The organism is Rhizobium sp. M10 (genome assembly GCF_002531955.1).
GTDB lineage: Bacteria > Pseudomonadota > Alphaproteobacteria > Rhizobiales > Rhizobiaceae > Rhizobium > Rhizobium etli_C.
Genome location: NZ_NWTA01000001.1, coordinates 222,854 through 247,140, shown reverse-complemented (window position 1 = coordinate 247,140; position 24,287 = coordinate 222,854). Strand labels below are relative to the sequence as shown.

At 63.1% G+C, this 24,287-nt stretch carries 28 protein-coding genes; 16 read left to right on the top strand and 12 right to left on the bottom strand.

Annotation, left to right across the window (positions count from 1 at the left end):
- Positions 1–290 precede the first annotated feature (290 nt).
- Genes CO671_RS01140 through CO671_RS01120 form a run of 5 tightly spaced genes read right to left on the bottom strand, consistent with a single transcriptional unit; the run spans position 291 to position 5,280 of the window.
- Positions 291–2,000, bottom strand: coding sequence for a methyl-accepting chemotaxis protein (locus tag CO671_RS01140; protein WP_097603981.1), 1,710 nt, complete (start codon positions 1,998–2,000; stop codon positions 291–293).
- A gap of 31 nt (positions 2,001–2,031) precedes the next feature.
- Positions 2,032–2,544 carry a chemotaxis protein CheW gene (locus CO671_RS01135; RefSeq protein WP_097603980.1) on the bottom strand — a complete coding sequence of 171 codons (513 nt, stop codon included), beginning with the start codon at positions 2,542–2,544 and terminating at the stop codon, positions 2,032–2,034.
- Positions 2,541–4,589 (bottom strand): chemotaxis protein CheA, encoded by a 2,049-nt coding sequence (locus CO671_RS01130; protein WP_097603979.1) that lies wholly within the window; start codon positions 4,587–4,589, stop codon positions 2,541–2,543. Before CO671_RS01130 ends, CO671_RS01135 begins: the two co-directional genes overlap by 4 nt.
- A complete protein-coding gene (locus CO671_RS01125) occupies positions 4,586–4,954 on the bottom strand; it encodes a response regulator (RefSeq protein WP_097603978.1) in 369 nt (122 codons plus the stop codon). Before CO671_RS01125 ends, CO671_RS01130 begins: the two co-directional genes overlap by 4 nt.
- The gene (locus tag CO671_RS01120; protein WP_097603977.1) at positions 4,951–5,280 is read right to left on the bottom strand and encodes an STAS domain-containing protein; all 330 of its coding nucleotides are present in this window, start codon (positions 5,278–5,280) and stop codon (positions 4,951–4,953) included. The genes CO671_RS01125 and CO671_RS01120 overlap by 4 nt, the downstream gene beginning before the upstream one ends.
- 343 nt (positions 5,281–5,623) lie before the next feature.
- On the opposite strand from CO671_RS01120, the gene CO671_RS01115 reads away from it, so the two are divergent.
- Entirely contained in the window at positions 5,624–7,372 is a 1,749-nt protein-coding gene (locus CO671_RS01115; RefSeq protein ID WP_170964910.1) for a chemotaxis protein, read from the top strand.
- Positions 7,373–7,405: 33 nt separating this feature from the next.
- Here CO671_RS01115 and CO671_RS01110 read toward each other — a convergent pair whose 3' ends face one another.
- Positions 7,406–8,488, bottom strand: a complete 1,083-nt coding sequence (locus CO671_RS01110) for a tetratricopeptide repeat protein (RefSeq protein ID WP_097603975.1) — start codon at positions 8,486–8,488, stop codon at positions 7,406–7,408.
- Positions 8,489–8,498: 10 nt separating this feature from the next.
- Positions 8,499–9,152 (bottom strand): thiamine phosphate synthase, encoded by a 654-nt coding sequence (locus CO671_RS01105; RefSeq protein ID WP_097603974.1) that lies wholly within the window; start codon positions 9,150–9,152, stop codon positions 8,499–8,501.
- A gap of 108 nt (positions 9,153–9,260) precedes the next feature.
- Here CO671_RS01105 and CO671_RS01100 point away from each other — a divergent pair, with 108 nt between their 5' ends.
- Entirely contained in the window at positions 9,261–10,025 is a 765-nt protein-coding gene (locus CO671_RS01100) for a sulfite exporter TauE/SafE family protein (RefSeq protein WP_097603973.1), read from the top strand.
- A gap of 72 nt (positions 10,026–10,097) precedes the next feature.
- Entirely contained in the window at positions 10,098–10,358 is a 261-nt protein-coding gene (locus tag CO671_RS01095) for a metalloregulator ArsR/SmtB family transcription factor (RefSeq protein WP_003552646.1), read from the top strand.
- Between the two features lie 198 nt (positions 10,359–10,556).
- Here the strand turns inward: CO671_RS01095 and CO671_RS01090 are convergent, their stop codons facing one another.
- Positions 10,557–10,730 carry a DUF465 domain-containing protein gene (locus tag CO671_RS01090; RefSeq protein ID WP_009996782.1) on the bottom strand — a complete coding sequence of 58 codons (174 nt, stop codon included), beginning with the start codon at positions 10,728–10,730 and terminating at the stop codon, positions 10,557–10,559.
- A 228-nt stretch (positions 10,731–10,958) separates the two neighbouring features.
- Here CO671_RS01090 and CO671_RS01085 point away from each other — a divergent pair, with 228 nt between their 5' ends.
- The 8 genes from CO671_RS01085 to CO671_RS01050 all read left to right on the top strand — a co-directional run bounded on the left by CO671_RS01085 (position 10,959) and on the right by CO671_RS01050 (position 17,900).
- On the top strand, positions 10,959–11,162 hold the full coding sequence (locus CO671_RS01085) for a DUF465 domain-containing protein (RefSeq protein WP_010028538.1): 204 nt from the start codon (positions 10,959–10,961) through the stop codon (positions 11,160–11,162).
- 43 nt (positions 11,163–11,205) lie between these two features.
- Complete coding sequence (purE, locus tag CO671_RS01080) at positions 11,206–11,700, top strand: 5-(carboxyamino)imidazole ribonucleotide mutase (RefSeq protein ID WP_004679370.1); 495 nt, start codon at positions 11,206–11,208, stop codon at positions 11,698–11,700.
- Positions 11,697–12,773, top strand: coding sequence for a 5-(carboxyamino)imidazole ribonucleotide synthase (locus CO671_RS01075; RefSeq protein WP_097603972.1), 1,077 nt, complete (start codon positions 11,697–11,699; stop codon positions 12,771–12,773). The genes purE and CO671_RS01075 overlap by 4 nt, the downstream gene beginning before the upstream one ends.
- 165 nt (positions 12,774–12,938) lie before the next feature.
- Complete coding sequence (ykgO, locus tag CO671_RS01070; RefSeq protein ID WP_003582204.1) at positions 12,939–13,064, top strand: type B 50S ribosomal protein L36; 126 nt, start codon at positions 12,939–12,941, stop codon at positions 13,062–13,064.
- Positions 13,065–13,172: 108 nt separating this feature from the next.
- A complete protein-coding gene (locus tag CO671_RS01065; RefSeq protein ID WP_010029493.1) occupies positions 13,173–13,787 on the top strand; it encodes a hypothetical protein in 615 nt (204 codons plus the stop codon).
- A gap of 120 nt (positions 13,788–13,907) precedes the next feature.
- Entirely contained in the window at positions 13,908–14,993 is a 1,086-nt protein-coding gene (locus CO671_RS01060) for an alpha/beta hydrolase (RefSeq protein ID WP_097603971.1), read from the top strand.
- Positions 14,994–15,068: 75 nt separating this feature from the next.
- The gene (ggt, locus tag CO671_RS01055; RefSeq protein ID WP_097603970.1) at positions 15,069–16,805 is read left to right on the top strand and encodes a gamma-glutamyltransferase; all 1,737 of its coding nucleotides are present in this window, start codon (positions 15,069–15,071) and stop codon (positions 16,803–16,805) included.
- 120 nt (positions 16,806–16,925) lie between these two features.
- Positions 16,926–17,900, top strand: coding sequence for a threonine/serine dehydratase (locus CO671_RS01050; RefSeq protein WP_097603969.1), 975 nt, complete (start codon positions 16,926–16,928; stop codon positions 17,898–17,900).
- A 4-nt stretch (positions 17,901–17,904) separates the two neighbouring features.
- Here CO671_RS01050 and CO671_RS01045 read toward each other — a convergent pair whose 3' ends face one another.
- Positions 17,905–18,798 carry a LysR substrate-binding domain-containing protein gene (locus CO671_RS01045; protein WP_097604083.1) on the bottom strand — a complete coding sequence of 298 codons (894 nt, stop codon included), beginning with the start codon at positions 18,796–18,798 and terminating at the stop codon, positions 17,905–17,907.
- A gap of 117 nt (positions 18,799–18,915) precedes the next feature.
- On the opposite strand from CO671_RS01045, the gene CO671_RS01040 reads away from it, so the two are divergent.
- Together CO671_RS01040 and CO671_RS01035 are read left to right on the top strand one after the other, a co-directional pair.
- Positions 18,916–19,335, top strand: a complete 420-nt coding sequence (locus CO671_RS01040; RefSeq protein WP_097604082.1) for a tautomerase family protein — start codon at positions 18,916–18,918, stop codon at positions 19,333–19,335.
- The gene (locus tag CO671_RS01035) at positions 19,332–19,883 is read left to right on the top strand and encodes a DUF4865 family protein (protein WP_097603968.1); all 552 of its coding nucleotides are present in this window, start codon (positions 19,332–19,334) and stop codon (positions 19,881–19,883) included. Before CO671_RS01040 ends, CO671_RS01035 begins: the two co-directional genes overlap by 4 nt.
- Before the next feature lie 8 nt (positions 19,884–19,891).
- Here CO671_RS01035 and CO671_RS01030 read toward each other — a convergent pair whose 3' ends face one another.
- The 3 genes from CO671_RS01030 to CO671_RS01020 all read right to left on the bottom strand — a co-directional run bounded on the left by CO671_RS01030 (position 19,892) and on the right by CO671_RS01020 (position 22,576).
- Positions 19,892–20,527, bottom strand: coding sequence for a LysE family translocator (locus CO671_RS01030; RefSeq protein ID WP_097603967.1), 636 nt, complete (start codon positions 20,525–20,527; stop codon positions 19,892–19,894).
- A gap of 124 nt (positions 20,528–20,651) precedes the next feature.
- Positions 20,652–22,091, bottom strand: a complete 1,440-nt coding sequence (gene pyk, locus CO671_RS01025) for a pyruvate kinase (RefSeq protein ID WP_097603966.1) — start codon at positions 22,089–22,091, stop codon at positions 20,652–20,654.
- Entirely contained in the window at positions 22,091–22,576 is a 486-nt protein-coding gene (locus CO671_RS01020) for a DUF1036 domain-containing protein (protein WP_012485172.1), read from the bottom strand. Before CO671_RS01020 ends, pyk begins: the two co-directional genes overlap by 1 nt.
- 202 nt (positions 22,577–22,778) lie before the next feature.
- On the opposite strand from CO671_RS01020, the gene CO671_RS01015 reads away from it, so the two are divergent.
- The 3 genes from CO671_RS01015 (at position 22,779) to CO671_RS01005 (ending at position 24,239) form a co-directional block, all read left to right on the top strand.
- Positions 22,779–23,567 (top strand): N-formylglutamate amidohydrolase, encoded by a 789-nt coding sequence (locus tag CO671_RS01015; RefSeq protein WP_097604081.1) that lies wholly within the window; start codon positions 22,779–22,781, stop codon positions 23,565–23,567.
- A 15-nt stretch (positions 23,568–23,582) separates the two neighbouring features.
- Positions 23,583–23,888: a DUF1244 domain-containing protein gene (locus tag CO671_RS01010; RefSeq protein WP_010030106.1), complete on the top strand. Its 306-nt coding sequence runs from the start codon at positions 23,583–23,585 to the stop codon at positions 23,886–23,888.
- 87 nt (positions 23,889–23,975) lie between these two features.
- A complete protein-coding gene (locus tag CO671_RS01005; protein WP_003585771.1) occupies positions 23,976–24,239 on the top strand; it encodes a DUF2312 domain-containing protein in 264 nt (87 codons plus the stop codon).
- Positions 24,240–24,287 lie beyond the last annotated feature (48 nt).

Here is a 24,287-nt window from a genome sequence, read left to right as displayed (position 1 = left end):
GAAAGCCTGAGTCGTGGGCCGTGCCAGCCGGTCCACAACGGTTGCGGAAGGGAGCGCCTAAACCTCCTCGTCCACGGAACGTCGAATTTCAAAGTGATGTGTCTGAAAGGGGGAAAGCGACTACATTCACTTCCCGGCAGCCGGACATCTATCGGTCGCAGCGCCAACGCCTACACGCGTTGGGGATATTCCGCCTCGGGCCACCGGCGCAGCCCGAGGGATCAGATGAGGGTGAAGGCGCCTGGGCGGCTTCCCCGGAGAGCGCTTACGCGCTTTCCCCAGGGGAGTGCTCAGGCACTCTCCCTGAAATCGTCGTCACCGGCGTCCGGGCCGCCCATCGACATGTCGAGAGCAAAACCCTTGAGACGCTGCTGCTGAGCCGAGACCGTCTGGCCGCGGCCCTGGCTGCGGGCCTGTGGGGCGGGCTTGCGGGCAGCCGCCGAGACCTTGATCCCCCTCGCCGAAGCGTTCGGCTGCGGCTTGTGGGCGTCGGGCCGGGCGCTGCCTGCCGTATCGACCTTGAAGAAGGCGATCGACGTCTGCAGCTCTTCCGCCTGGGAGGCGAGTTCCTCGGAGGTTGCCGACATCTGCTCGGAGGCGCCGGCATTCTGCTGCGTCACCTTGTCGAGCTGCTGGATCGCTTCGTTGATCTGCGAGGCGCCGATATCCTGTTCGCGGCAGGCGGCGCTGATCTCGGAAACCAGTTCGGCCGTCTTGCGGATATCGGGCACCAGCCGGCCGAGCATGTCGCCGGCATCGGCTGCAGCCTTGACCGTATCGCTCGACATCGAGCTGATTTCGGCCGCAGCCGACTGGCTGCGTTCGGCAAGCTTGCGCACTTCGGAGGCGACGACCGCAAACCCCTTGCCGTGTTCGCCGGCACGCGCCGCTTCCACCGCGGCGTTGAGCGCCAGCAGGTCGGTCTGGCGGGCGATTTCCTGAACGATGCCAATCTTCTGGGCGATCGTGCGCATGGCGTCGACAGCACGCGTCACCGCCTCACCGCTCATCTCGGCGTCCTTGGCCGACTGGCGGGCGATCTTTTCCGTCTGAGCGGCATTGTCGGCGTTCTGCTTGATGTTGGCGGCCATCTGCTCCATGGAGGCGGAGGCCTCTTCGGCGGAAGCCGCCTGTTCGCTGGCGCCCTGCGATACCTGTTCCGAGCTTGCCGACAGCTGCTGGCTGCCGGAAGAGACGTTGTCGGCGGCCGACAAGGCGTCGGCGACGACACCGCGCAGGCGTTCGATCATCGTGTTGACGTTGCCCAGAAGCTCGCCGATTTCATCGTGGCTGGTAATATCGGCCATCTTCGTCAGATCGCCTTCCGACACTTCGCGCACCACGCTGTTGGCGCGGTTGAGGCCCTTGCTGATCGAGCTGGCGATCCAGAAGGCGGTGACGGCGGCAACTAGCAGGGCGCCGGCGGCCACCGCAATCATCGTCGTGCGTGTCGTCATATACTGCGCTTCGGCACCCTCGTCGGCAGCCTTCATGCGCTGCTTTTCAAGTGTCAGAATTTCGCTCAGCGTTGCGTCGATGTCGTTGGCAGCAACCCGCGCCGTGGTGACGGAGATGGCATTCGCGCCTTCGGCATTGCCGGCTTTCACATAGTCGCGGATCTGATCGTCGGCAGCATTGAAGGTCTTGGAAAGCTCGGCGATGCGCGCCCAGCGCACCTTGCCTTCTTCCGTTGCCAGCGCCAGCACCTGGCTGAACGCGTCGGCGAAGTCCTTGCGGGCCTGATTGCCCTTGGCGATCGAAGCGGCCGTCTCGTCCGCGTTGCGGGCGGCGAGCAGGTTCTTCTGCTGGCGGATGGCCTCGAGCTGGGCAATGTTGATCTGCTGCGCGAGATCGAGGCGGGCTGCCGGACCGGAGAGAAGCTTATCGATCGTATCGTTCAGCGATCCGAGGCTGAGGACACCGTAGGCGGCGGTGCCGACCAGCATCAGAATGATGAAGGTGAACGCGGTCACCAGTTTCGTCTTTATTGTCAATCGCATTGTCAAACCCCCAAGTTGAATTCATCCGGCGTCAGCCGGCGACCCCCGCCGCCTTGTGCTTAGATGAAAAAATTGCCTGCAGATTCGGGAGAATGATGAATTCTCCACCCCTCTTCACCAGGCAGTTGATGTAGTCGGCTCGCCAGCGCATGCCGACGCTCGGCGGTGCCTCGCTCGCGGATTTCGCCAGCGTCGTCACCTCGTTCACCTTGTCGGTTCTGAGCCCGACGAGCGTCTGCTCGCCCTGCAGATCGATTTCGATGACGATGATGCGGCTGTCGATCGTGGCCTCCGCCGCCTCCATCCCGAAGGCGAGGCGCAGGTCGGCCAGCGGAATGACCTTGCCGCGAAAATTGATGACGCTCGCGACGAAGGGCTGGCTGCCCGGCACTGCGGTTTCCGGAAGCAGGTCCAGGATTTCCTGGACGATGACCGCTTCCAGCGCGAAGGTCTCGCCGTTGAGATCGAAGGTCAGCACCTCGACTTCCTCGGCATAGCTCCAATGATTGTCGAACCGTTCGGCTGTTGCTGCTGTTGCACTCATCCTGCTACCCGCAATTGCGCCTCCTGCTGCTGACCCGCGGCAACCAGGTGCCCGACGTCGAGAATGAGGGCGACGCTGCCGTCGCCGAGAATGGTCGCGCCCGAAAAGGTCGCGACGTCGTTATGCAGTTTCGACATCGACTTGATGACGGTCTGGTGGTCGCCGATGATCTGATCGACGACGAGGCCGACGCGTTCCGTGCCGGTCGAGATGACGACCACCTTCTGGTGCACGTCGGGCTTCGTGCCGGTGCGGAAGAGGTCGCGCAGGCGCAGGAACGGCACCAGGCTGTCGCGCAGCGAGATGAAGCTGCGGCCGCGCGAGCGGAGATCTTCCTCCAGCGACAGTTCGAGGCATTCCTCGACTGCCGAGAGCGGGATGACGTAGCGGCCGGAACCGACACGCACCAGCAGGCCGTCGATGATGGCAAGCGTCAGCGGGATGCGCAGCGACACTTCCGAACCCTGTCCCGGCACGCTGACGATGTCGATCGCGCCGCGAAGCGCTTCGACCGTCTTCTTGACCACGTCCATGCCGACGCCGCGACCCGATAGATTGGTGATCGTCGCAGCCGTCGAGAAGCCGGGAGCAAAAATCAGCTGCAGCAGCTCGGAATCGGAGAGTGGCTGGCCGGGATGGATAAGGCCGGAGGATTCCGCCTTGGCGCGAACCCGTTCGCGGTTGATGCCGCGGCCGTCGTCCTTGATCGAGATAATCACCTCGCCGCCGGCCTGGCGGGCCGAAAGGATCACCGTGCCGGCTTCGGTCTTGCCGGCGGCAAGGCGGTCGGCAGGCATCTCGAGACCATGATCGATCGAATTGCGCACCAGATGCACCAGCGGATCCGCCAGCCGTTCGATGACCGTTTTGTCGACTTCGGTCGTTTCACCCTCCATCACCAGCTCGATCACCTTGCCGGTCTCGCGGGCGAGATCGTGGACGAGGCGGCGGAAACGGGAGAAGAGGGTTGCGACCGGCACCATGCGCAGCACCATCATGGTGTCGCGCAATTCACCGGACAGGCGTTCGATTTCTTCCGAGACGGAGCGCAGCGCAATATCGGCGCTGGCGCTGGCGAGCTGGCTGAGGCGCGATTGCGCGATGACGAGCTCGCCGACCCGGTCCATCAGCTCGTCGAGACGCTCGGCCGGAACGCGGACATTCTCGGCCGTCTTCGCCTGGCTGGCGGCCACGGGCGCCTCGCGCCGAACCGGAACCGCCTCGACCGGGCGAAACTCCGGAACGGCAGCCGGCGGAACGGCCACCGAGACAGCGGCGACAGGTGCAGCCGCGGCCTTTTCCTCGATCGGAGCAGCAGTTGCCGGCCCGTCGATCTCCTCGACGCTGAGTTCCATATCGTCGAGCACGAAGATGAAGACGTCGTCGATTGCCGAGCGATCCTGCTCGCTGGTCAGCATCACGTCCCACGAAATATGGAGCTCTGTCGGTGTGAGCTCGTCGAGCGGCGGAATGGCCGAGGTGTTGGCCCGCACCGTGCATTCGCCGAGATCACGCAGCTCATCCAGCAGGCCGAGCGGGTTGGTGCCGTTGGCCATCGAATTGGCGGGCAGACTGAAGCGGATCCGCCATCTGTTCTTCTTCTTCGCCGATACCTCACGCACGACCACGGGTGCGGCAACAGCAGCCGGTACAGCTGCAGGCACCGCCGGCTTGCCGCCGACGGCCGCCTGCAGCTGCGCCAGAAGCTTGCTGCCGGTATCGCCGTGATCGGCGTCCGGCTGGTCGACGAGGGCGCGCATATGGTCCTGGGTGGCAAGGACGGCGGCGACGAGTTCGCTAGTCGCCGCGACCTCGCCCTTGCGGACGCGGTCGAAGGCGGTTTCGCAATGATGGGTGAAGGCGGCGAGCGCCTCGAAACCGAACATCGCGCCGGAGCCCTTGAGCGTGTGCAGCCCGCGGAACACGGCGTCGACGAGATCCTTGTTGTCGAGCTGGTGGGTCAGGTCGAGAAGACCGGCCTCGATCGCTTCAAGGCATTCGGCGGCCTCCATGCGGAACACGGCAACGGGATCGAGCGTGCTCATCGTCCGAGTACCTTCTTCACGATCTTCACGAGATTTTCCGGATCGAAGGGCTTGGTCAGCCAACCCGTAGCACCGGCGGCCTTGGCGCGCGCCTTGAGATCGGCATCCGATTCCGTCGTCAGGAAGATGATCGGAACGCCGGCCTGCCCAGGCAGCTTCCTGAGTTCCTCGATCATCGTCAGCCCGTCCATAACCGGCATGTTGAGATCGGTCACGATCAGATCGAAGCTGCGGCTCTTGGCCGTCGCGAGGCCTTCGGCCCCATCTGCGGCCTCGGTGACGTTGTAACCGGCATTGCTCAGCGTGACCTTGGTGGTCAGGCGGATGCTGGCGGAATCGTCAACTGTCAGGATGTCTGCACTCATAACGTTACCTCTTTATGCAACCAAAACTTGGAATCTTCTCGATCGAAGGATTCTATAAAACCTGCACGCTCAAGTACCTTCAGGACCGAGCCGCGGGCAGGTGCAGAAAGTTTGAATGTCTTCCCGTCAGCCTTTGCCTGCCGGCGCGATGACTCTATGAGTTGAATGAAACTCAGATCCGCCTCCGCACTTTCGGGAATGCTGATAACGATTGTATCGCGAGCCTGAAATTCATCGGTAAACTTTGAATATAATTCGGACACAGAGCGAATACTCAGCGCCTCCGGCAAATTTATAGATTCGCAATATTGTTTAGGAGTGTCCAACGCAGCCTCCCCGGCCCGAGAAATACTTGACGACCCCAAAAGGACTCTCACGGCAGCGTTAATGCAGGGTAAACAGAGGTTGTATGAAACTGTCGTATAACGAGTCCCGGGACTCCCAATTTCTCATCCGGGATAACTTGTATTTTCTTCTCCAAATTTAGAAACAAATAAAATAAAAGCAACATGTTAAGCAATATTAACCAACCACCAGGTTCGGGCCGCGCCCGCTCCACATCTTTCGTTAATCACAACGTTGACGAGTCCGGCGCGTTTACCGGACGTTTCCATCCTTCGCGTAGAAATAGTGTCAGATAAGCCTGTGTTTTAAGAAAAGGTATAAATGTTGGCACACGCTCTGGTATCGCCGACCGCTGCAGCCTACACCTCCGGGCGGGACATTGGCCGGACCCTGGAATCCGCCCGCAGCCGGGTCGAGGAACGTTTTCTCGAAGGCGGCACGGTGCTGCTGTCGGTGATGGATGTTCTCAACCGTTTGTTGAATTCTCTCGAGAGCGTCACGGCGGCGCTCGACAATGGGGAGCAGAGCGATACCGGCGCCGATCTCCGTGCCACGGTGGAGAGCCTGACGGCGCTGCCGGTCACCGAAGAAAATCGTCAGCAGGCACTCGTCTCACTGGCGCAGACCGGCAGGGAGCTGCGCAAATACGTCTCCGATATGCAGGAGACGATGCGTTATCTCAGAACTTTCGCCGTGACCGTGAAGATCACCGGCGCCGGCCTTGCCGAATTCGCCGGCTTCGCACAGGAAATCCTGGAGCGAATCTATTCCGGCACCGATGAAGTCAACCGTTTCGCCGCGCATCTCGACAGCCTCGACAAGGAGGTCAAACTCGCCGCCTCCTTCGGCGCCAGTGTCTCCAAGGGCTACGCCGATACCGTTCCGGCCGTTGCCGCCGCCCTGCGCGGCGACGCCGCCAAGATCGCCGAACACCGCAAGCATCTCGGCGTCGTCGCCCGCGAGGTCGGCGCGATTGCACGCGGCGTTCAGAGCAAGGTCGCCTCGACGCTCTCTGCCCTGCAGATCGGCGACATCACCCGCCAGCGCATCGAGCATGTACAGGCCACCCTTTCGCTGCTTGAGGAGTTCTTTGCCGGCGAGGAGGGCGCCAAGCTCGATGCCGGTGCGCGCAAGCGCCTTCAGAACGTCATTCACCATCTGACCGCGGCGCAGATGAACGACATGTGCGTAAATTTCCAGCGGGAATCGGAAAACGTCGTCACGACGATCGCCAGTTTCGACCACGACATGCGGGAGATCCTCAAGCTGCGCGACCAGATGAGCGGCGCGAGCGGCGAATCCGCCGGCAACTTCATGCGCGCGCTGGAATCGAGCGTTTCGGCCGCCCACGAAATCGTCCGGCAGGTCGATACGGCAAGCCGGCAGGCCGACCAGGTGAGCCAGTCGACGATCGACACGGCCGCCAAGCTCTCCCAAGCGATCGCCAATATCCGCGCCGTCAAGACCGACATCCATTATATGGCCTTGAACACCAATCTGCGCTGCAGCCGTCTCGGCGAGGAAGGTCGGTCGATCAACGTCGTCACGGCCGAATTGCGCATCTTCGCCGGCAAGCTTGACGAATCCGCCGATGCCATCGTCACCGGCCTGCCGGCGCTCGAAGCCGCGGCCGGACGCATCGCCCCCGCCACCGATGCCGGGGCGGGCGGCCTGGGAGAGGGCCTGACGTCGGCCGTCGGCAACATCCGCGCCGCAGCCGACGTCATGGAAAACGAGCTGAAAGTGCTTGCCGAAAACGGTCGCGAGGTCGCCACCAAGATCGGCCTGCTGATCGGCAAGCTCGATTTCCAGCGTGACCTCGGCGAGGTCTTTGCCCGCTGCGCCGATGTGCTGGATGAGGCCGCCGGCACCGAGGTCGCCGATATCTCCGATCTCGCTGAGGCGATCGCCCCGCTCGACCGCAAGATCTTCAAGAACTATACGATGGTTCAGGAGCGCAACATTCATCGCGACATCATCCCGGCCTGCGAGGAAAGCGCTGCTGCCCCTGCTCCCCCCGAGCCTGCCAAGATCGAAAACGACGAGGATCTTTTCGCCGACGCGCTGTTTTAAAGTCGCCCCAATTGGGACGCGAGGCGCTATTTTCTAGCGTCGGCGGAACTTGTTGGCGGCGTCGATCGCCGCCTTCTGCTGCTCGTCCTCGATGCCCAGGTAAAAATCCTCGAGCGCCGGATCGGCAAGCCCGGCGCGGCGCGACAGCACGTACCACTTCGCCGCCTCGACCGGATTGGGCGGCGTGCCGATGGCATTGACGTAGAGGTGGGCGAGCTTGTTTTGCGCCGCGACATTGCCGCCATTGGCGGCAAGTTTCAGCCATTCGAAACCTTTGACATAATCCTTCGGGCCGCCGACGCCGTTGACGAGCCAGATGCCGAGATCGAGCTGGGCCGTGTCGAAGCCGGCACGCGCCGCGCGCGCCATCCACTCGCGGGCGAGTCGCTTCTTGTCCTCCGGCAGGTCTTTCAGCGTCGCGTAAAGCTGCGCCACCGCATATTGCGAATCGGCAATGCCCTGCTCGGCCGATTTCTCATAGAATGGCAGCGCCAGCTTCAGCCCCTTCTCGCCGGGATTGTCGGCCACGAGGATCTGCGCCCAGTTGAATTCGGCCGAAGGGTTGCCGGCCTCGGCCGCCTTGCGCATGTAGTCGTCGGCCTTGACCTTGTCGCGCGGCACGCCTTCGCCTTCCATCAGCATCAGCGCATATTTGAACATTGCCGCCGGATCGCCGCCTTCGGCCGCCTTGCCATACCAGAAGGCCGCGTTCTTCACGTCTTTCTTGACGCCTAGACCCTGTGAGAGGATTTCGCCGATCAGCGTCTGCGCTGCCGGATCGCCGAGTTGGGCGCGCGGCAGCGCCTTATCCATCGCTGTCAGGTAATAACCGCGCTGGTAAGCGCCGTAAGCCTCGTCGATCGGTCCCTTGTAGTCCTTCTCCGGCGGCAGGTCCGGCAGTTTCGCGCCCATCCGGTCGAACACCCCGACGCCATCGGAGGGTCGCACGCCGGGACCGGCGGGCCGGTCGGTGCGAAAGGTCGAAGCCGGCGCCGTGCCCGGCTGGCTGATGACGCTGTCGGCTGCCTGCGCCAGGGCGACATCCGGCCCGGCTGCAAGGAGAACGGCGATGCTGGCGAGCAGATACTTCAAGTGGCGGGCGGGCGGGATCGGCATGAGCGCGATTTCAATCCTCAAACCGTGGCGCTTTTTCGTCAAGCAGCGCGTTGATTTCGGCAATGACGGATGGCGCCCGGGCGGGCTCGCCGAAGACCGCCAGCCGCAGCGCCACGAACTCCGCTCCGGTTTCGGCGACGGCGAGCGCCGAGGCCGGATCGGTGCCACCCATGACGATGCAGGGGATTTCGATCATCGAAGCCCACCATTCGCCAAGCGCAAGGTTCTTTGGATGGGCCTCCGGCTTGATGTCGCCATCGAGCTTGCCGAAGAAGATGTAGTCCGGCCTCACTTCGCCGATCTCCAACGCCGTGTGCCGGTCGGCCGCATTGCCGCCGCCGACGATCAGCTTCGGCGCGTGCTTGTCGATCGCCTCCGACAGCACCTCGGCATTGCCGGAAAGATGCAGGCCATCGGCCTTTGCCCGTCCCGCCACGCGGCTGTCGCCTGCAATCAGCGCCGCCGCCCCGGCATCCTGGATCAGCGGCACCAGCTTTTCGGCATGTTTTTGAAAGGCGCCGTCGTCGAGCCCGTATTGCGGCACGATCACCGAGGCGACATCGCCGCCTTTCAGCGCGTCGGCGACGATCTTTGCCTGTTCATCGGCATCGGCGATATCGGGGGCGATGAGCACAAGGCGGCAGCGGTTTTCCGGTTCGGTCATGAGGTCTTTCCGTTTCCAGCGAATTCCCCTTTCGAAAGGACGGATCCGCACTCGTTTTGTGTGAGTAGTTCCGTTAGAGGAGGCTTGCAAGAGGAGGACGCCGAAAGCATGCCGCAGGATTTGTCATTCTACTACGCCGCCGTGCCCGCCGTCCTCCTGGTCGGCCTCGCGAAAGGCGGCATGGGCGACGCTTTGTCGCTGATCGGCCTGCCCTTTCTCGCTCTGGTCGTCTCGCCGGTCGAAGCGGCGGCGATCCTGCTGCCGATTCTGATCTTCATGGATATGATTTCGCTCGTCATCTGGCGCAGGCATGGCGATTGGACGACGCTGAAAATCGTGCTGCCGGGCGCAATCTTCGGCATCGGCCTCGGCTGGGCGACGTCGGCGCTGGTTCCGGGCAACATGCTGCGCATCGTCATCGGGGCGGTTACCATCCTTTTCTGCCTGCGTTATTTCTGGAACAATTTCGGCCCCGGCATCGCCAAGGTGATCCCGCCGCGCGGCCAGCGGCCGGTCGCCGCCAGCCTCTGGGGGACGTTTTCCGGTTATGGCAGCTTCGTCGCCCATGCCGGCGGCGCGCCCTTCCAGGTCTATGCCCTACCGCTCAAGCTGCAGCCGCGCGAATATACCGGCACGAGCGTGCGCTTCTTCGCGATCCTCAATGCCGTCAAGCTGATCCCCTATTTCGCGCTCGGCCAGCTCGACACGCAGAACCTTGCGACCTCGGCGACGCTGCTGCCCTTCGCCCCGCTCGCCACGCTTGCCGGCGCCTGGTGCGTGCGCCGCATGCAGCCGGCGATCTTCTACCCCTTCATGTATGCGATGGCCTTGATCGCCGCCTTGCTGATCGTGCGCGAGGGCCTTGGCGGGTAAGGGCGGCGCTGCTCCACGCTGCAACGCACAATTTTCTTGCCGCCGCGGCCGGTTTGCCGTAGCGTTCCCGCCATGTCGAACACGGACCCCTTCTCTGCGATTGCCGATCCGAACCGGCGGTTTCTGCTGGAAGAATTGCGGCGCGCGCCGCGGACAGTCAACGAGCTCGCCGAGGGCCTGCCGATCAGCCGGCCGGCCGTGTCGCAACACCTGAAGGCGCTGCTCGACAGCAACCTCGTCTCGGTGACGTCGGAAGGCACGAAACGCATCTACGCGGTCAATAACCGCGGCTTCGACAAGCTCAATCTGTGGCTGGATCAGTTCTGGGCCTGATCGCCCTCCGACAAGACCCCAAACCTAATCCGATGAAGACGATCGGGGGCGGGAGATGCAAAAGCGCCAGCCGCGATGCCGCGAGCATCGGGCTGGCGCAATTCTGGTGTCAAATCACCGGGTCTTGCAAATTTTAGGCGGAATGGATGGATTTACCTCTTCATACGCAAGATGATCGGCCGGCGACCCTTGGGAAGATCAGTGGACGGATGACTTGAGACGCTGAATCTCGTCCTTGATGCGCAGCTTGCGGCGCTTGCATTCGGCAATTTCCGTATCGGAGATAGAGGGAGCTGTTCTGAGCGCGTGCAGCTCCTCCTCGAGAGCAACATGCTTTTTCTGGAGTGATTCAAGATGAGCTTGAACTGTCATTTGACCCTTCCTTCCTCTTACCCTCCCCGGCCATCATCGTCGGGGATCAAGGTGTCAACGCGCCGGACTGTGACATATTTTTGAAGGCTTGTCGAAGGCGAAAAGATGAAGATGAGATGGCAAATTCATGATCAAGACTAACTAGCCGTTACCCGTATTTGGTGATAGGAGCTTGCGGAAATCATCGGCAGATCGGACAAGATCCGAAGACGACAACGGGGAATGCATATGGCCGATCAGGAACAGGCGGAAATCAGGCTCATGGTGGCGCGGTTGCGTCAGGAGCACGAGGATTTCGACGCCGCGATCAACGCCATGATCGAGACCGGATGCGACGCTCTGCGAATCCAGCGCATGAAAAAGAAGAAGCTCGTCATCAAGGACAAGCTCTCCAAGCTGGAAGATCAGATCGTTCCTGATATCATCGCCTGATCGCATCGCCCGATCGCATTGCTTGAGAGGAATAGCGGCAACGATGACAGACAGACCACCCGTCGCCATTATCATGGGCAGCCAATCCGATTGGGAAACCATGAAGAACGCGGCCGATACGCTGGAAGCCCTGGAAATCCCTTATGATGCGCGCATCATCTCGGCGCACCGCACGCCCGACCGCATGGCGAATTTCGCCAAGGGCGCGCGCGCCGAGGGCTTCAAGGTCATCATCGCCGGCGCCGGCGGCGCTGCCCATCTGCCGGGCATGACCGCATCGATGACGCCGCTGCCGGTCTTCGGCGTCCCGGTCCAGTCGAAAACCATGTCCGGCCAGGATAGCCTCCTGTCGATCGTGCAGATGCCGGCCGGAATTCCTGTCGGAACGCTTGCCATCGGCAAGGCGGGCGCGGTCAACGCCGCCCTTCTCGCCGCCGCCGTGCTTGCCCTTTCCGACGAAGAAATCGCCGAGCGGCTCGACGAATGGCGCGAACGTCAGAGTGCCAGCATCGCCGAATACCCGATGGACGACCAATGACTGTAAGCACGATCGGCATTGTCGGCGGCGGCCAGCTCGGCCGCATGCTGGCCATCGCCGCCGCCAGACTGAATTTCCGCACGATCATTCTCGAGCCGCAGGCGGATTGCCCGGCCGCTCAGCTCGCCAACCGGCAGATCGTTGCCGCCTATGATGATCCGGCGGCGCTGGCCGAACTTGCCGCTGCCTGCGATGTCGTCACCTACGAATTCGAGAACGTGCCCGTTGCCGCCGCAGAGACGCTTTCGGCAAGCATTGCCGTCTATCCGCCGCCGAAGGCGCTGGAAGCCGCCCAGGACCGCCTGGTCGAAAAGCGCTTCCTCAACGATTGCGGCATCACCACCGCCCGCTTTCACGCGATCGACAGCCAGGCCGATCTCGAGGCGGCCCTGAAGGATTTCGGCGGTCAGGGCGTGTTGAAGACCCGCCGTCTCGGTTATGACGGCAAGGGACAGAAGGTTTTCCGTTCGGTGGCCGACGGCCCTGACGGCGCCTATGCTGCGCTCGGCGCCGTGCCGCTGATCCTCGAAAGCTTCGTCGCCTTCGAGCGTGAGGTTTCGATCATCGCCGCGCGCACCGCCGACGGCGCGGTCGTCTGCTTCGATCCTGCCGAAAATATACACCGCAACGGCATCCTCCATACCTCGACGGTTCCCGCCGCGATCTCCGCAGCGACGGGCGAAGCCGCACGTTGGTCGGCGGAAAAAATCCTCGCGGCATTGAACTATGTCGGCGTCATCGGTATCGAATTCTTCGTGCTTGCCGACGGCAGCCTGATCGCCAACGAGATGGCCCCGCGCGTACACAATTCCGGACACTGGACGGAGGCGGCCTGTACCGTCAGCCAGTTCGAGCAGCATATCCGCGCCGTCGCCGGCCTGCCGCTCGGCGATGGCGCGCGCCATTCCGACTGCGTCATGCAGAACCTGATCGGCGACGATATCCTTGCCGTTCCCGACTGGCTGCGACGCCCCGATACGCTGGTCCATCTCTACGGCAAGACAGAGTGGCGCCCCGGCCGCAAGATGGGCCATGTCACGACCTTGGCGCCGAAATCCCCGCTTTCCCGGTGAGAAAACACCCTCTCGCCCGGGGAAAAACACCGTCACGTGGTTGACACGGAAAAGGTGACGGGGTATCTGCTCCCCCACCTAAAGAGCGCGCCCCGACGGCGCGCTTTTGATTGTTAAAGATACGGGCGAATGTGAATTCCCCCACAGAGATCGCGGATCAGAAAAATGAAGATCAAGAATTCGCTCAAGTCGCTCAAGGCTCGCCACCGTGACAACCGTCTGGTTCGCCGCAAGGGCCGCATCTACATCATCAACAAGCTGAACCCGCGCTACAAGGCTCGTCAGGGCTGATTGCGCGCATCCGGATCGCCGCGCCGCGCAGTTGCGCCGTCGGACATCTGGTAGGTCGCTGCGGTGATCACGTCAAATTTGTTTGATCTTCGGCGTTGGCGGGCTAATATGTCCGCCATGCGCTTTTTTGCTTTGATGCCAGCGGCCTTGCCGCTCTTCCTCGTCCTCTCCAGCTCTCCGCTTCCGGCCATCGCGGCGGAAAAGGATGTCATCGTCGAGCAGAGCAATGCCGCCAGTTCGCCGAAGCAGCGCCTCGATCAGCTCTTCAGCCAGCTGAAGCGCGAGCGCGATCCCGACAAGGCCAGCGGCATCGCCAACGAAATTCGCCTGGAATGGAATGATTCCGGCAGCGCGACCGTCAACCTGCTGATGCAATGGGCCGACAAGGCGATTGAGGAAAAGCGCAATCCCGCCGCGCTGGATTTCCTCGATGAGGCGATAGCGCTGAAGCCCGATTACGCCGAAAGCTGGAATCGGCGCGCCACGCTGAATTTCGTCATGGGCAATTACCGCAAGTCGATGTCCGACATCGAACATGTGCTGGATCTCGAGCCGCGCCATTTCGGCGCGCTCTCCGGCATGGCCGCGATCCTCAGCAATTCCGGCAACGATCAGCTGACGTTGAAAGCCTGGGAGCGGTTCCTCGACATCTATCCCGCCGAGCGCACTGCGCAGGAACAGGTCAATACGCTGTCGGAAAAACTTGCCGGCAACCGCACGTGATGTCGGCTCGCCCGATCTTGAAGCCCGGCCGGACCGCACAATTTTAGCATTGTCGAGGGAGCCACGCGGCGCTTCGCCCACCGCTCTCGAGAACCGCCGCAACCATCGCCCGTAAAGATCATGCTCGCAGAAGTTTCCGCTCTTCTCGCTCCCCTCGCCGCCGCCATCGGTTACTCCTCCTACAAGGCGCGGCGCTTCGAACAGACCTATCCCAATATCGGTGAGCTGACGGATGTCGGCGGCTACCGCATGAATGCCGTCCATATCAAGCGTCCGGAACATGCCGATCTGCCGGCGCTCGTCTTCATTCACGGCGCCAGCGGCAATCTGCTCGACCAGGTCGTCGCCTTCCGCGCAGCCCTCGAAGGCCGGGCGGAAATGCTCTTCGTCGACCGTCCCGGTCACGGCTATTCCGAACGCGGCGGCCCTGAAAACGCGGTCCCTTCCGGCCAGGCGGATGCGATCGCCCGGCTGATGGAAGCCCGCGGCATCGAGAGGGCGATCATCGTCGGTCATTCTTTCGGCGGCGCGATCACCGCTACCTTCGGCCTGCGCTATCCCGAAAAGACAGCCGGCCTGCTCTTTCTGGCACCCGCGACCCATCCCTGGCCGGGCGGTATCGACTGGTATTATCACGTCGCGACGGCGCCGGTCGTCGGCTGGCTGTTCAACCACGCCATCGTCGTGCCGCTGGGGCTCAGTCGGCTGGAGCGCGGCACGCTGAATGTCTTCCGTCCCAATCCGCGCCCGCTCGATTACATCGAAAAGACCGGTCCATCGCTGGTGCTGCGACCCCGCACCTTCCGCAACAACGCCGTCGATTTCAAAAGGCTGCTTGCCTATCTGAAGGAGCAATCGCCGCTCTACGCGCAGATCACCGCGCCGACCGTCATCATAACAGGCGACAGCGACGAGATCGTCTGGGAACACCTGCATTCACGCGGTCTTGCCCGCGACATAGCCGGCTCCGAGCTCATCACCGTCCGCGGCGTCGGCCACAAGCCGGATTATCTCGCGACCGATGTCGCCATCGCTGCCATGGAAAAGATCGCCGGCAAGCCGCGTGACCTGCAGACAATCGCCCGCCGGGCCGAGGAGCGGCTCGCCGCGGCGTCGCGCGATCGGACATCGCTGCCGTCGCTGGAGCCGGACGCTCCGCGCGGGCATGATCCTTCAGCAGGAAACTCGATCGAACGCGTCGCATAAAGCCGATCGCGCGCATTGCCTCGAGCCGGCGCAGCCCCATATGTTTTTCCGTTGTTGTTCATAGGAGGGGAAATCATGGGCCGCCTGCATATCGGGACGATCTCGGTCATATCGGCATTCTCGCTCTGCCTGACCTCGGCTTTCGCGGCCTCGCCCGCACCTGTTGAAGCCGAACACGGCATGGTCGTCACCGCTCAGCATCTGGCGACCGATGTCGGCGTCGAGGTGCTGAAGAGCGGCGGCAACGCCGTCGATGCGGCCGTCGCCGTCGGTTATGCGCTGGCGGTGGTCTATCCCTCTGCCGGCAATCTCGGCGGCGGCGGCTTCATGACCATCCGCCTGAAAGACGGCACCAAAACCTTCCTCGATTTCCGCGAACGCGCGCCGCTCGCCGCGACGAAGACCATGTATCTCGATGCCAAGGGCGAGATCGTGCCGCGCGCCAGCCTCGACGGTTATCTCGCCGTCGGCGTTCCCGGCTCGGTCATGGGTTTTGAAACCGCGCGCGAGAAATACGGCACCCGCTCACGCCAGGATCTGATCGCGCCGGCGCTTCGCTTCGCCAAGGAAGGCTTCACTCTGGAACAGGGCGACGCGGCCATCCTCGCCGGCGGCGCCAAACGCCTCGCCAAGGATGAGACGGCGGCAAAAATCTTTCTGAAACCGGATGGCAAGCCCTATGCATCGGGCGAAAAACTTGCGCAGCCGGATCTCGCCGCGGTCCTCGCAGCCATCTCCGAAAAGGGCCCCGACGCCTTCTACAAGGCCGCACCCGCCGAGGCGATCGTCACGGCAAGCCAGGCCAAGGGCGGCATCCTCGCCAAGCAGGATTTCGAGCAATATGCCGTGCGCGAATTGAAGCCGATCGAGTGCAATTACCGCGGCTACGACATCATCTCCTCGCCGCCGCCCTCCTCCGGCGGCGTCATCATCTGCGAAATCCTCAACGTCCTCGAAGGTTATCCGCTCTCCTATCTCGGCTACGCCTCGGCCGAAACCGTGCACGTGATGGTCGAGGCGATGCGCTACGCCTATGTCGACCGTAACGCGGCGCTCGGCGATCCTGATTTCGTCGAGAACCCGGTCGATAAATTGCTCGACAAGGGTTACGCCAAGGAGACCGCAGCAAAGATCGATCCCTACAAGGCCGGCACGTCGGCGAATTTGAAACCGCTCGGCGGCAAGGAAAGCAACGAGACGACGCATTATTCGATCATCGACGACGAGGGCAACGCCGTCGCCGTCACCTACACGCTGAACGGCTCCTTCGGCGCCGCCGTCGTAGCACCCGGTACCGGCGTTCTGCTCAACAACGAGATGGACGATTTCACCTCCAAGCCCGGCGTGCCGAACCTCTACGGTCTGGTGCAGGGCGAGGCGAACGCCATCGCCCCGAAGAAGACGCCGCTCTCCTCGATGAGCCCGACGATTGTCACCCGCGACGGCAAGCCCTTCATGGTGATCGGCAGCCCCGGCGGCTCGCGCATCATCACCATCACGCTGGAGGCGATCCTCAATGTCGTCGATTTCGGCATGGATATCAGCCAGGCGGTTAATGCGCCGCGTTTCCATCACCAATGGCAGCCTGACAAGGTCTATCTCGAGCCCTATGCGCTTTCGCCGGATACGGAAAAGGCCCTCGCCGCCATGGGTTACAGTTTCGACGGCGGCAATGATGCGCCGGTCTGGGGCCAGGCTGCCGGCATCCTCGTCGGCGGCAAAAGCCTTGCCGCCATCGCAAAGGGCGGTGGCGCCCGCTACAACGGCGCCATGGATGCCCGCGCGGTGGAAGGCTCGGCCGGCGGCTATTGACGGGCGCCAAGAGCTGTAGGCGGCGGATATCCATTCATGTCACGGTGACAAAGTCGACGTTCACAAACGGCGTGCCGCATCCTATGCATGTGCGAACTCTCCAAGCAGGACGATTCCCGAATGGCAAGCATTGAAATGATTGTCGCCGCCCGCGCCCGTCTGCGCGGCCATGCGCGCCGCACGCCGCTTCTCTCCTCCCCCTTCCTCAACGACATCGCCGGCCGGCGCCTGTTCGTGAAGGCGGAATGCCTGCAGCATTCCGGCTCCTTCAAATTTCGCGGCGGCTGGTCTGCCCTCTCTGGCCTCGATCCGGCCGTGCGAGCGCGCGGCGTCATCGCCTTCTCCTCGGGCAATCATGCGCAGGGTGTGGCGCTGGCAGCCAAGCTGCACGGCGTGCCCGCCGTCATCATCATGCCGAGCGATGCGCCGAAGCTGAAGATCGCCAACACCCGCGCCTTCGGCGCCGAAGTCGTGCTCTACGACCGCGCCAACGAGGATCGCGACGAAATCGGCGCCCGGCTTTCGGCCGAGCGCGGCCTGACGCTGATCAAGCCCTTCGACGAACCGCTGGTGATCGCCGGCCAAGGCACGACCGGCCTCGAGATCTCCGAACAGGCCGAAGAAGAGGGCGTGACGTCAGCCGAGGTCCTCGTGCCCTGCGGCGGTGGCGGATTGACCTCCGGCATCGCCCTTGCCCTCGAAGCCAGCGCCCCCGGCCTCCGCGTCCGGCCCTGCGAGCCCAAGGGTTTCGACGACACCACCCGCTCGCTCGCCTCCGGCAGGATCAACCGCAACGCGTCGATATCAGGCTCGATCTGCGATGCGATCCTGACGCCGCAGCCCGGCAACATCACCTTCCCGATCCTCAAGCGCCTTGCCGGCGCCGGCATCGTCGTCACCGACGAGGAGGCGCTGCGCGCCATGGCGCTCGCCTTTACCCGGCTGAAGATCGTCGTCGAGCCCGGCGGCGCCGTGGCGCTCGCCGCCGCCCTCTTCCACGCCGAGGCGCTGGAAAGCGATGCAGTCATCGCCGTCACCTCGGGCGGCAATGTCGATGCCGATCTCTTCGCCATGGCGCTGGAGCGCTTCGGCTGAGATATTAGAGCCTTTGCTGCAGCCCGCCCTCTACCGACTGCAGCACGAGCTCGCCGAGCCGCGCCGCAGCCGGCGGCAGCTCGGCTTCGGCCCGATGCAGAACCAGGCCAAGCTTCGGCAGGTCGGGCAGGCCGACGGCCTTCGGCATAAGCGGCCGGAGCTTCGCCGGCAGGCCGACCGGCGTGCGGATGGTGAGACCGAGGCCGGCTGCCGTCGCCGCCCAGAGGCCGCCAAGACTGGCACTGACGAAGGCGAGCCGCCAGGAAATGCCGGCCGCATCAAGCGCCTTTGTCGCCGCGCTGCGCAACAGGCACGGCGCCTCCAGTGAGGCGAGCGGCATCGGCTCGCCGCTGGCGGCATGCCAGCCGATCGGCCCCTCGGCAGGCCCGATCCAGCACATCGGCACTTCGCCGATCCGCTCGCAATGTGCCGTCAGCGCGCCGTCGCTCCAGGCAAGCGCCAGATCGAGCTTGCCTGATGTGACGCGCTCGAGCAGTTCGGTATTGCGTGCCACCCGCGCCTCGATGCGGACCTTCGGATGGGCGCGGGCGAAACGGCCGAGCACCTCGGGCAGCAAGGTCTCTCCGAAATCCTCCTGCAGTCCAAGCCGCACCCAGCCCTCCAGCTCGATGCTGTGCACGGCGGCGGCCGCCTCGTCGTTGAGCTCCAACAGCCGCCTGGCATAGCCGAGCATCGTCTCGCCGGCATCGGTCAGCGCCAGCCCGCGCCCCGCCTTGCGGAAGATCGGCGTGCCCGCCTGTTCCTCCAGCTTCTTCAGCTGCGCGCTGACCGCCGAAGTCGACCGTCCGAGCCTTTCGGCCGCCTTGGCGAAATTGCCGAGCTCCATGCCGGTCGAAAAGGTTCGAAGCACATCGAGATCGAAGATGGTCCGCCGCATCAGATAGTCCATATTTTCAGGATTATTTGTCCAAAATATTCTGATTTTCAGCATCATCGTGCCGTGCGATGGTGCTGTTGTCAAGGCCGGCGGACGGCCCCAACCATGGAGATCCCGATGCCCTTCGTTCGCATTTCCCTTCGCAAAGGCAAGTCGCCGGACTATCTCGCGGCAGTCGCCGACGCCATCCAACGCGCCCTGGTCGAGACCTTCGACGTGCCTGAGAACGATCGCTTCCAGGCCATCCACCAGCATGACGAGAACGAGCTGATCTTCGACAGCAGCTATCTCGCCGGCCCGCGCTCCGGCAATTTCGTCTATATCTCGATCACCATCGGCCGGCCCCGAACCGCCGAAATGAAGGCGGCGCTCTATCGCCGGCTTGTCGATCTCGTGTCGCAATCGCCGGGTCTTCGGCCCGAGGACGTGATGATCGTCATCAGCACCAGCGCCCCTGATGATTGGTCCTTCGGCAACGGCGTCGCGCAGATGACGGATCCCGACTGGCGGCTGCGGGCAGCAGGGGAACGGGCATGATTGCCATGCAATACAGCTTCACCCTGCCCGCCGATTACGACATGTCGATCGTCGACCGACGCATCCGCGATAAGGGGCCGCTGCTCGACGGTTTCCCCAATCTCGGCTTCAAGGCCTATCTCAGCGCCCGCCAAGGCGAATGCGCCAGCCGCGACAATCTCTATGCGCCCTTCTATCTCTGGCAGAAACCGGAAGGGGCAAGCGACTTTCTCTGCGGCCCGGGATTCGAAGCCCTGACCGGTGCCTTCGGCTGGCCCACGGTCAGAAGTTGGATTGTCTGGCAGGCGGAGCTTTCGGCTGAGATCGCTGCTGCCCGGTTTGCGACCCGCGATATCCTGCTGACCGAGCCTTACGCGCTGCTCGCTGATATCCGGCGGACCGAAAGCGCTGAGGCTGAAGCCGAGGTCGCGGCAGGCGGCGCACTCGCCTCCGTCTCCGGCTTCGAACCGACGACATGGACGCGGGTGCGCTTCAGGCTATGGCGCGAGATGCCGGAGATCGGCGCGCAGACGCAGGCCTATCGCGTCGGTCACCTGTCCCTGCCCTGACGCTGGCGTTAAACGGTTGCCCGGCGGTAGAAGGCGAGCGACCCGGCAAGCGCCAAGAGCGCCCCGCCGCAGGCTCGCTCCAGCCAGAGGGCCCCCGACGTCTTCAGAAAACGCACCGCCTGCGAACCGAAAAAGGCGTAGCCGAACATGATGATGAAGTCGAGCGCGGCAAAGACCAGCGCCAGCAGCGCATATTGCCCTGCCTGCGGCAGTGTCGGGTCGATGAACTGCGGCAGAAAAGCCGAGAAGAACAGGTAGCCCTTCGGATTGGTCGCCGCGACCATGAAACTCTTCAGGCCGATCGAGAAGGTCGATGTGGCACCCGCCGGCGCGCCTGCTTTCAACGCCGCATCGATCCCGCCTTTCGAGCGCAGCAGCATGATGCCGAGAAAGGCAAGATAGGCAGCACCTGCCCATTTCAGCATCGAGAACCAGAATTCCGATGCCGCGAGCAGCGCGCCGAGCCCGACCGCCACGGCGCCGATCAGCACGAAATCGGATAGCACCGCGCCGACCATGCCGGCGATTGCCGGCCGCAGGCCATGCCTCGAACCATTCGTCAGCGCCAGCAGCACTGTCGGGCCCGGCGTCGCGATGCCGACGAACGAAACGGCTGCAAAGGCCAGAAGCGTGACGGTGTCCATAATGATCCCTCCCAGGTCAGAGGAACGAAACTTGCACGCGCCACAAGCCCTGGCAATGCCGGACCGTCAACAAAAAACCCGCAGCCTCTGTCGGGCTGCGGGCGCTCGAAGCAATGCGATCGGATCAGATACCGCTCTGGCCGTCGGAACCGATATAGGCGATGCGGATCATGTTGGTGGCGCCGGGCGTGCCGAGCGGCACGCCGGCCGAGATGATGATGCGGTCGCCCGGCTTGCCGAAGCCTTCATCCGCGACGATGCGGCAGGCGCGGTTGACCATGTCGTCGAGATCGGTGGCGTCATGGGTGACGACGCAATGCAGACCCCAGACGATGGCGAGGCGCCGCGCCGTCTTGATGATCGGCGACAGCGCCAGGATCGGCACCTGCGGGCGCTCGCGCGAGGCGCGAAGGCCTGTCGTGCCCGACGAGGTATAACAGACGATCGCCGACAGTTTCAGCGTTTCGGCGATTTGGCGCGCAGCGAGTGAGATCGCATCGGCGCCGGTCGCTTCCGGCTGGGCGCGCTGGGCGTAGATGATGCCGGGATAATGCGGCTCGCGCTCGATGGCAGTGGCAATCGACGCCATGGTCGAGACGGCTTCGACCGGATAGTCGCCCGAGGCCGATTCGGCCGAGAGCATGACGGCATCGGCACCTTCGAAGACGGCGGTCGCGACGTCGGAGACTTCGGCGCGCGTCGGCACCGGCGCCGAGATCATCGATTCCAGCATCTGCGTGGCGACGACCACCGGCTTGCCCGAACGGCGGCAGGCGCGAATCAGCTGCTTCTGGATGCCGGGAACCGATTCGAGCGGCATTTCGACGCCGAGATCGCCGCGAGCAACCATCAAGGCATCGGAAAGCTCGATGATTTCCTCGATGCGCTCGAGAGCCTGCGGCTTTTCGATCTTCGACATCAGGCCGACGCGGCCGCGGGCGATCTTGCGCACTTCGGCAAGGTCGTCGGGACGCTGGACGAAGGACAGCGCCACCCAGTCGACATCGTCGGTGGCGAGCACCGCGTCGAGGTCGGCGCGGTCCTTATCCGTCAGCGCACCGACGCCGAGCAGCGTGTCGGGAAGGCTGACGCCCTTGCGGTCGGAGATGCGCGTGCCCGAAATAACCGTCGTGACGATGCTCTTGCCGTCGCACTTTTCCGCACGCAGCGCGAGCTTGCCGTCGTCGATCAGCAGGCGATGGCCGGGCTGCACCGATTCCAGGATTTCGGGGTGCGGCAGATAGACACGGGTCTGGTCGCCAAGCGCCTCGTTGTTGTCGAGCGTGAATGTCTGGCCGGGCTTCAGGTCGACTTTGCTGTCGACGAACTTGCCGACGCGCAGTTTCGGCCCCTGCAGGTCGGCCAGAATGCCGATCGGCCGGCCGGAGCGCGCTTCGACCGAGCGGATACGCTCGATGAGCGTACGCATCAGGTCATGGCTCGCATGGCTCATATTGATGCGGAAGACATCGGCACCGGCCTGGTGCAGCTTCTCGATCATCGATTCCTCGGAGGAGGCGGGCCCGAGGGTGGCGAGGATTTTAATTTTGCGATTACGCTTCATCAATTCTGGCTTTCTTGCGTCCCTGGGGTGTCGGAGAGTTGGACCATCCAGCTGCCCTGGCGGCCCGTGTCGTATTCCTTGAAACCCATCTTCTGGTAACCGCGGGCATAACAATCCTGCACACCCGAGATCTTGAACTCGTTTTCCGCCACGCACATCTGCACGTCACCCGTCCATCGTCCTCCCCGGGCGGCGTCCTCTGCGTAGAGGTAATAATAACGCGACTGCAGTTCTCCCTCGATCAGCGTGGCGCAGGTGGTTGCCGGCACTTGCCACCAGCCTTCCGTCACCCAGCCATCCTTGGCCCGGTATCCGATCGCGACGCCGACGAGATTCTGTGTTCCGTTGCAGACGCGAAAATCGGCGCGTGCGGCATCTGCGATGAAGAACGGCATAAAAGCTGCAAGAGCGAACAGAGCGAGTCGGACCAGCGGTCCGGACCGCGTGAGGAAACTTGGCGCGGCTTGAATCAACACGGCTCCCAAATAGCTCCACGGTTATTCGTATCCGTGTCTTCTTGCGCCGCCGTCATGCGAAAGTCAACGCGATGCTAATCGATTATATTTCCTTTCACAAACTGCGCATCCAGGCTTCATCTTCGCTTCCCGCCGCCTGTCGCGCTTGAACCGGCGGCAGCCCCATGCGATCACTGCGCCCGACTGCGCAATGACGAACGGCAATTCCTTCATGGACGACTTCCAATCCTTCGAAAGCCTACCGGGAAAACATGACAAAGGGATGGTGATCCTCGCCGATCACGCGATGAACCGCCTCCCCGCGCAATACGGCCGGCTCGGCCTGCCCGAGGCGGCCTTTGCCCGCCACATCGCCTATGACATCGGCATCGAGGGCCTGACGCGGCAGCTCTCGGCGAGACTCGGCGTGCCCGCGGTGCTCGGCGGCTTCTCGCGCCTGCTGATCGATCCGAACCGCGGCGAGGATGATCCGACGCTGATCATGAAGATTTCCGACGGCGCCGTCATCTCGGGCAACCATCCGATCACACCGCAGGAGTGGGAGTATCGTATCGAGACCTTCCATCGCCCCTATCACAATGCCGTGGCGGACACGATCGACAAGGTGGCGAACGCCACCGGCCGGGCGCCGCTGGTCTTGTCGCTGCATTCCTTCACGCCGGCGTGGAAAGGAATTCCTCGTCCCTGGCATGCCGCAGTCCTCTGGGACAGTGACCGGCGCGCGGTCGGCCCGCTGCTCGACATGCTGCGCGCCGATCCCGATCTCTTGGTTGGCGACAACGAGCCCTATGACGGCGCCCTGAAGGGCGATACCATGTACCGGCACTGCATGATGACCGGCATTCCGCACGCCCTGCTCGAAGTGCGCCAGGATCTGATCGCAGACGAGACCGGGATTGCTGCATGGGCCGAACGCCTGGCGCCGATCTTTGCGGCGATGAACGCCGATCCTGCCTTGCACGACTTCGACGTCCATCCGTCGCGCACCGGTCCCTATTGAAGGAAGGAAAGCGAGATGACCGCGCTCAGTAAAGAACAGCAGACCGAATTCGAAGCCGCCGCCTTCCGCCGCCTTGTCGCGCATCTTCGTGAGCGCAGCGACGTGCAGAACATCGACTTGATGAACCTCGCCGGTTTCTGCCGCAACTGCCTGTCGAACTGGTACCGCGAAGCGGCCGAGGCCGAGGGTGTCGCGGTAACCAAGGACGAATCGCGTGAAATGGTCTACGGCATGCCTTACGAGGACTGGAAAAATCTCCACCAGAACGAGGCCTCGCCTGTGCAAAAGGCCGCTTTTGAACTGAACAACCCGCACAAATAGCCCGTCACCGAGCGAATAGGCTTGACCCTCGCGCCGCTTCGCGGCAGTCACGGGCATCCAAAATGATCATCCAATCAGGAGAACACGATGTCTGATGCTCATGGCGTCGCCCGCGACCAGCTTCGCGCTTTCATCGAGCGCATTGAACGGCTGGAAGAAGAAAAGAAGACCATCGCCGACGACATCAAGGACGTCTACGGCGAAGCCAAGGGAATGGGCTTCGACACCAAGATCCTGAAGAAGGTCGTGGCGCTGCGCAAGAAGGACGAGCAGGAGCGCATGGAAGAGGAAGCGATCCTCGACACCTATCTGCACGCGCTCGGCATGATCGAGTCCCCGCCGGAAGGCTGATCCGACTGGCATTACCGATGTCGACAAGCCGCTGGAGCGATCCGGCGG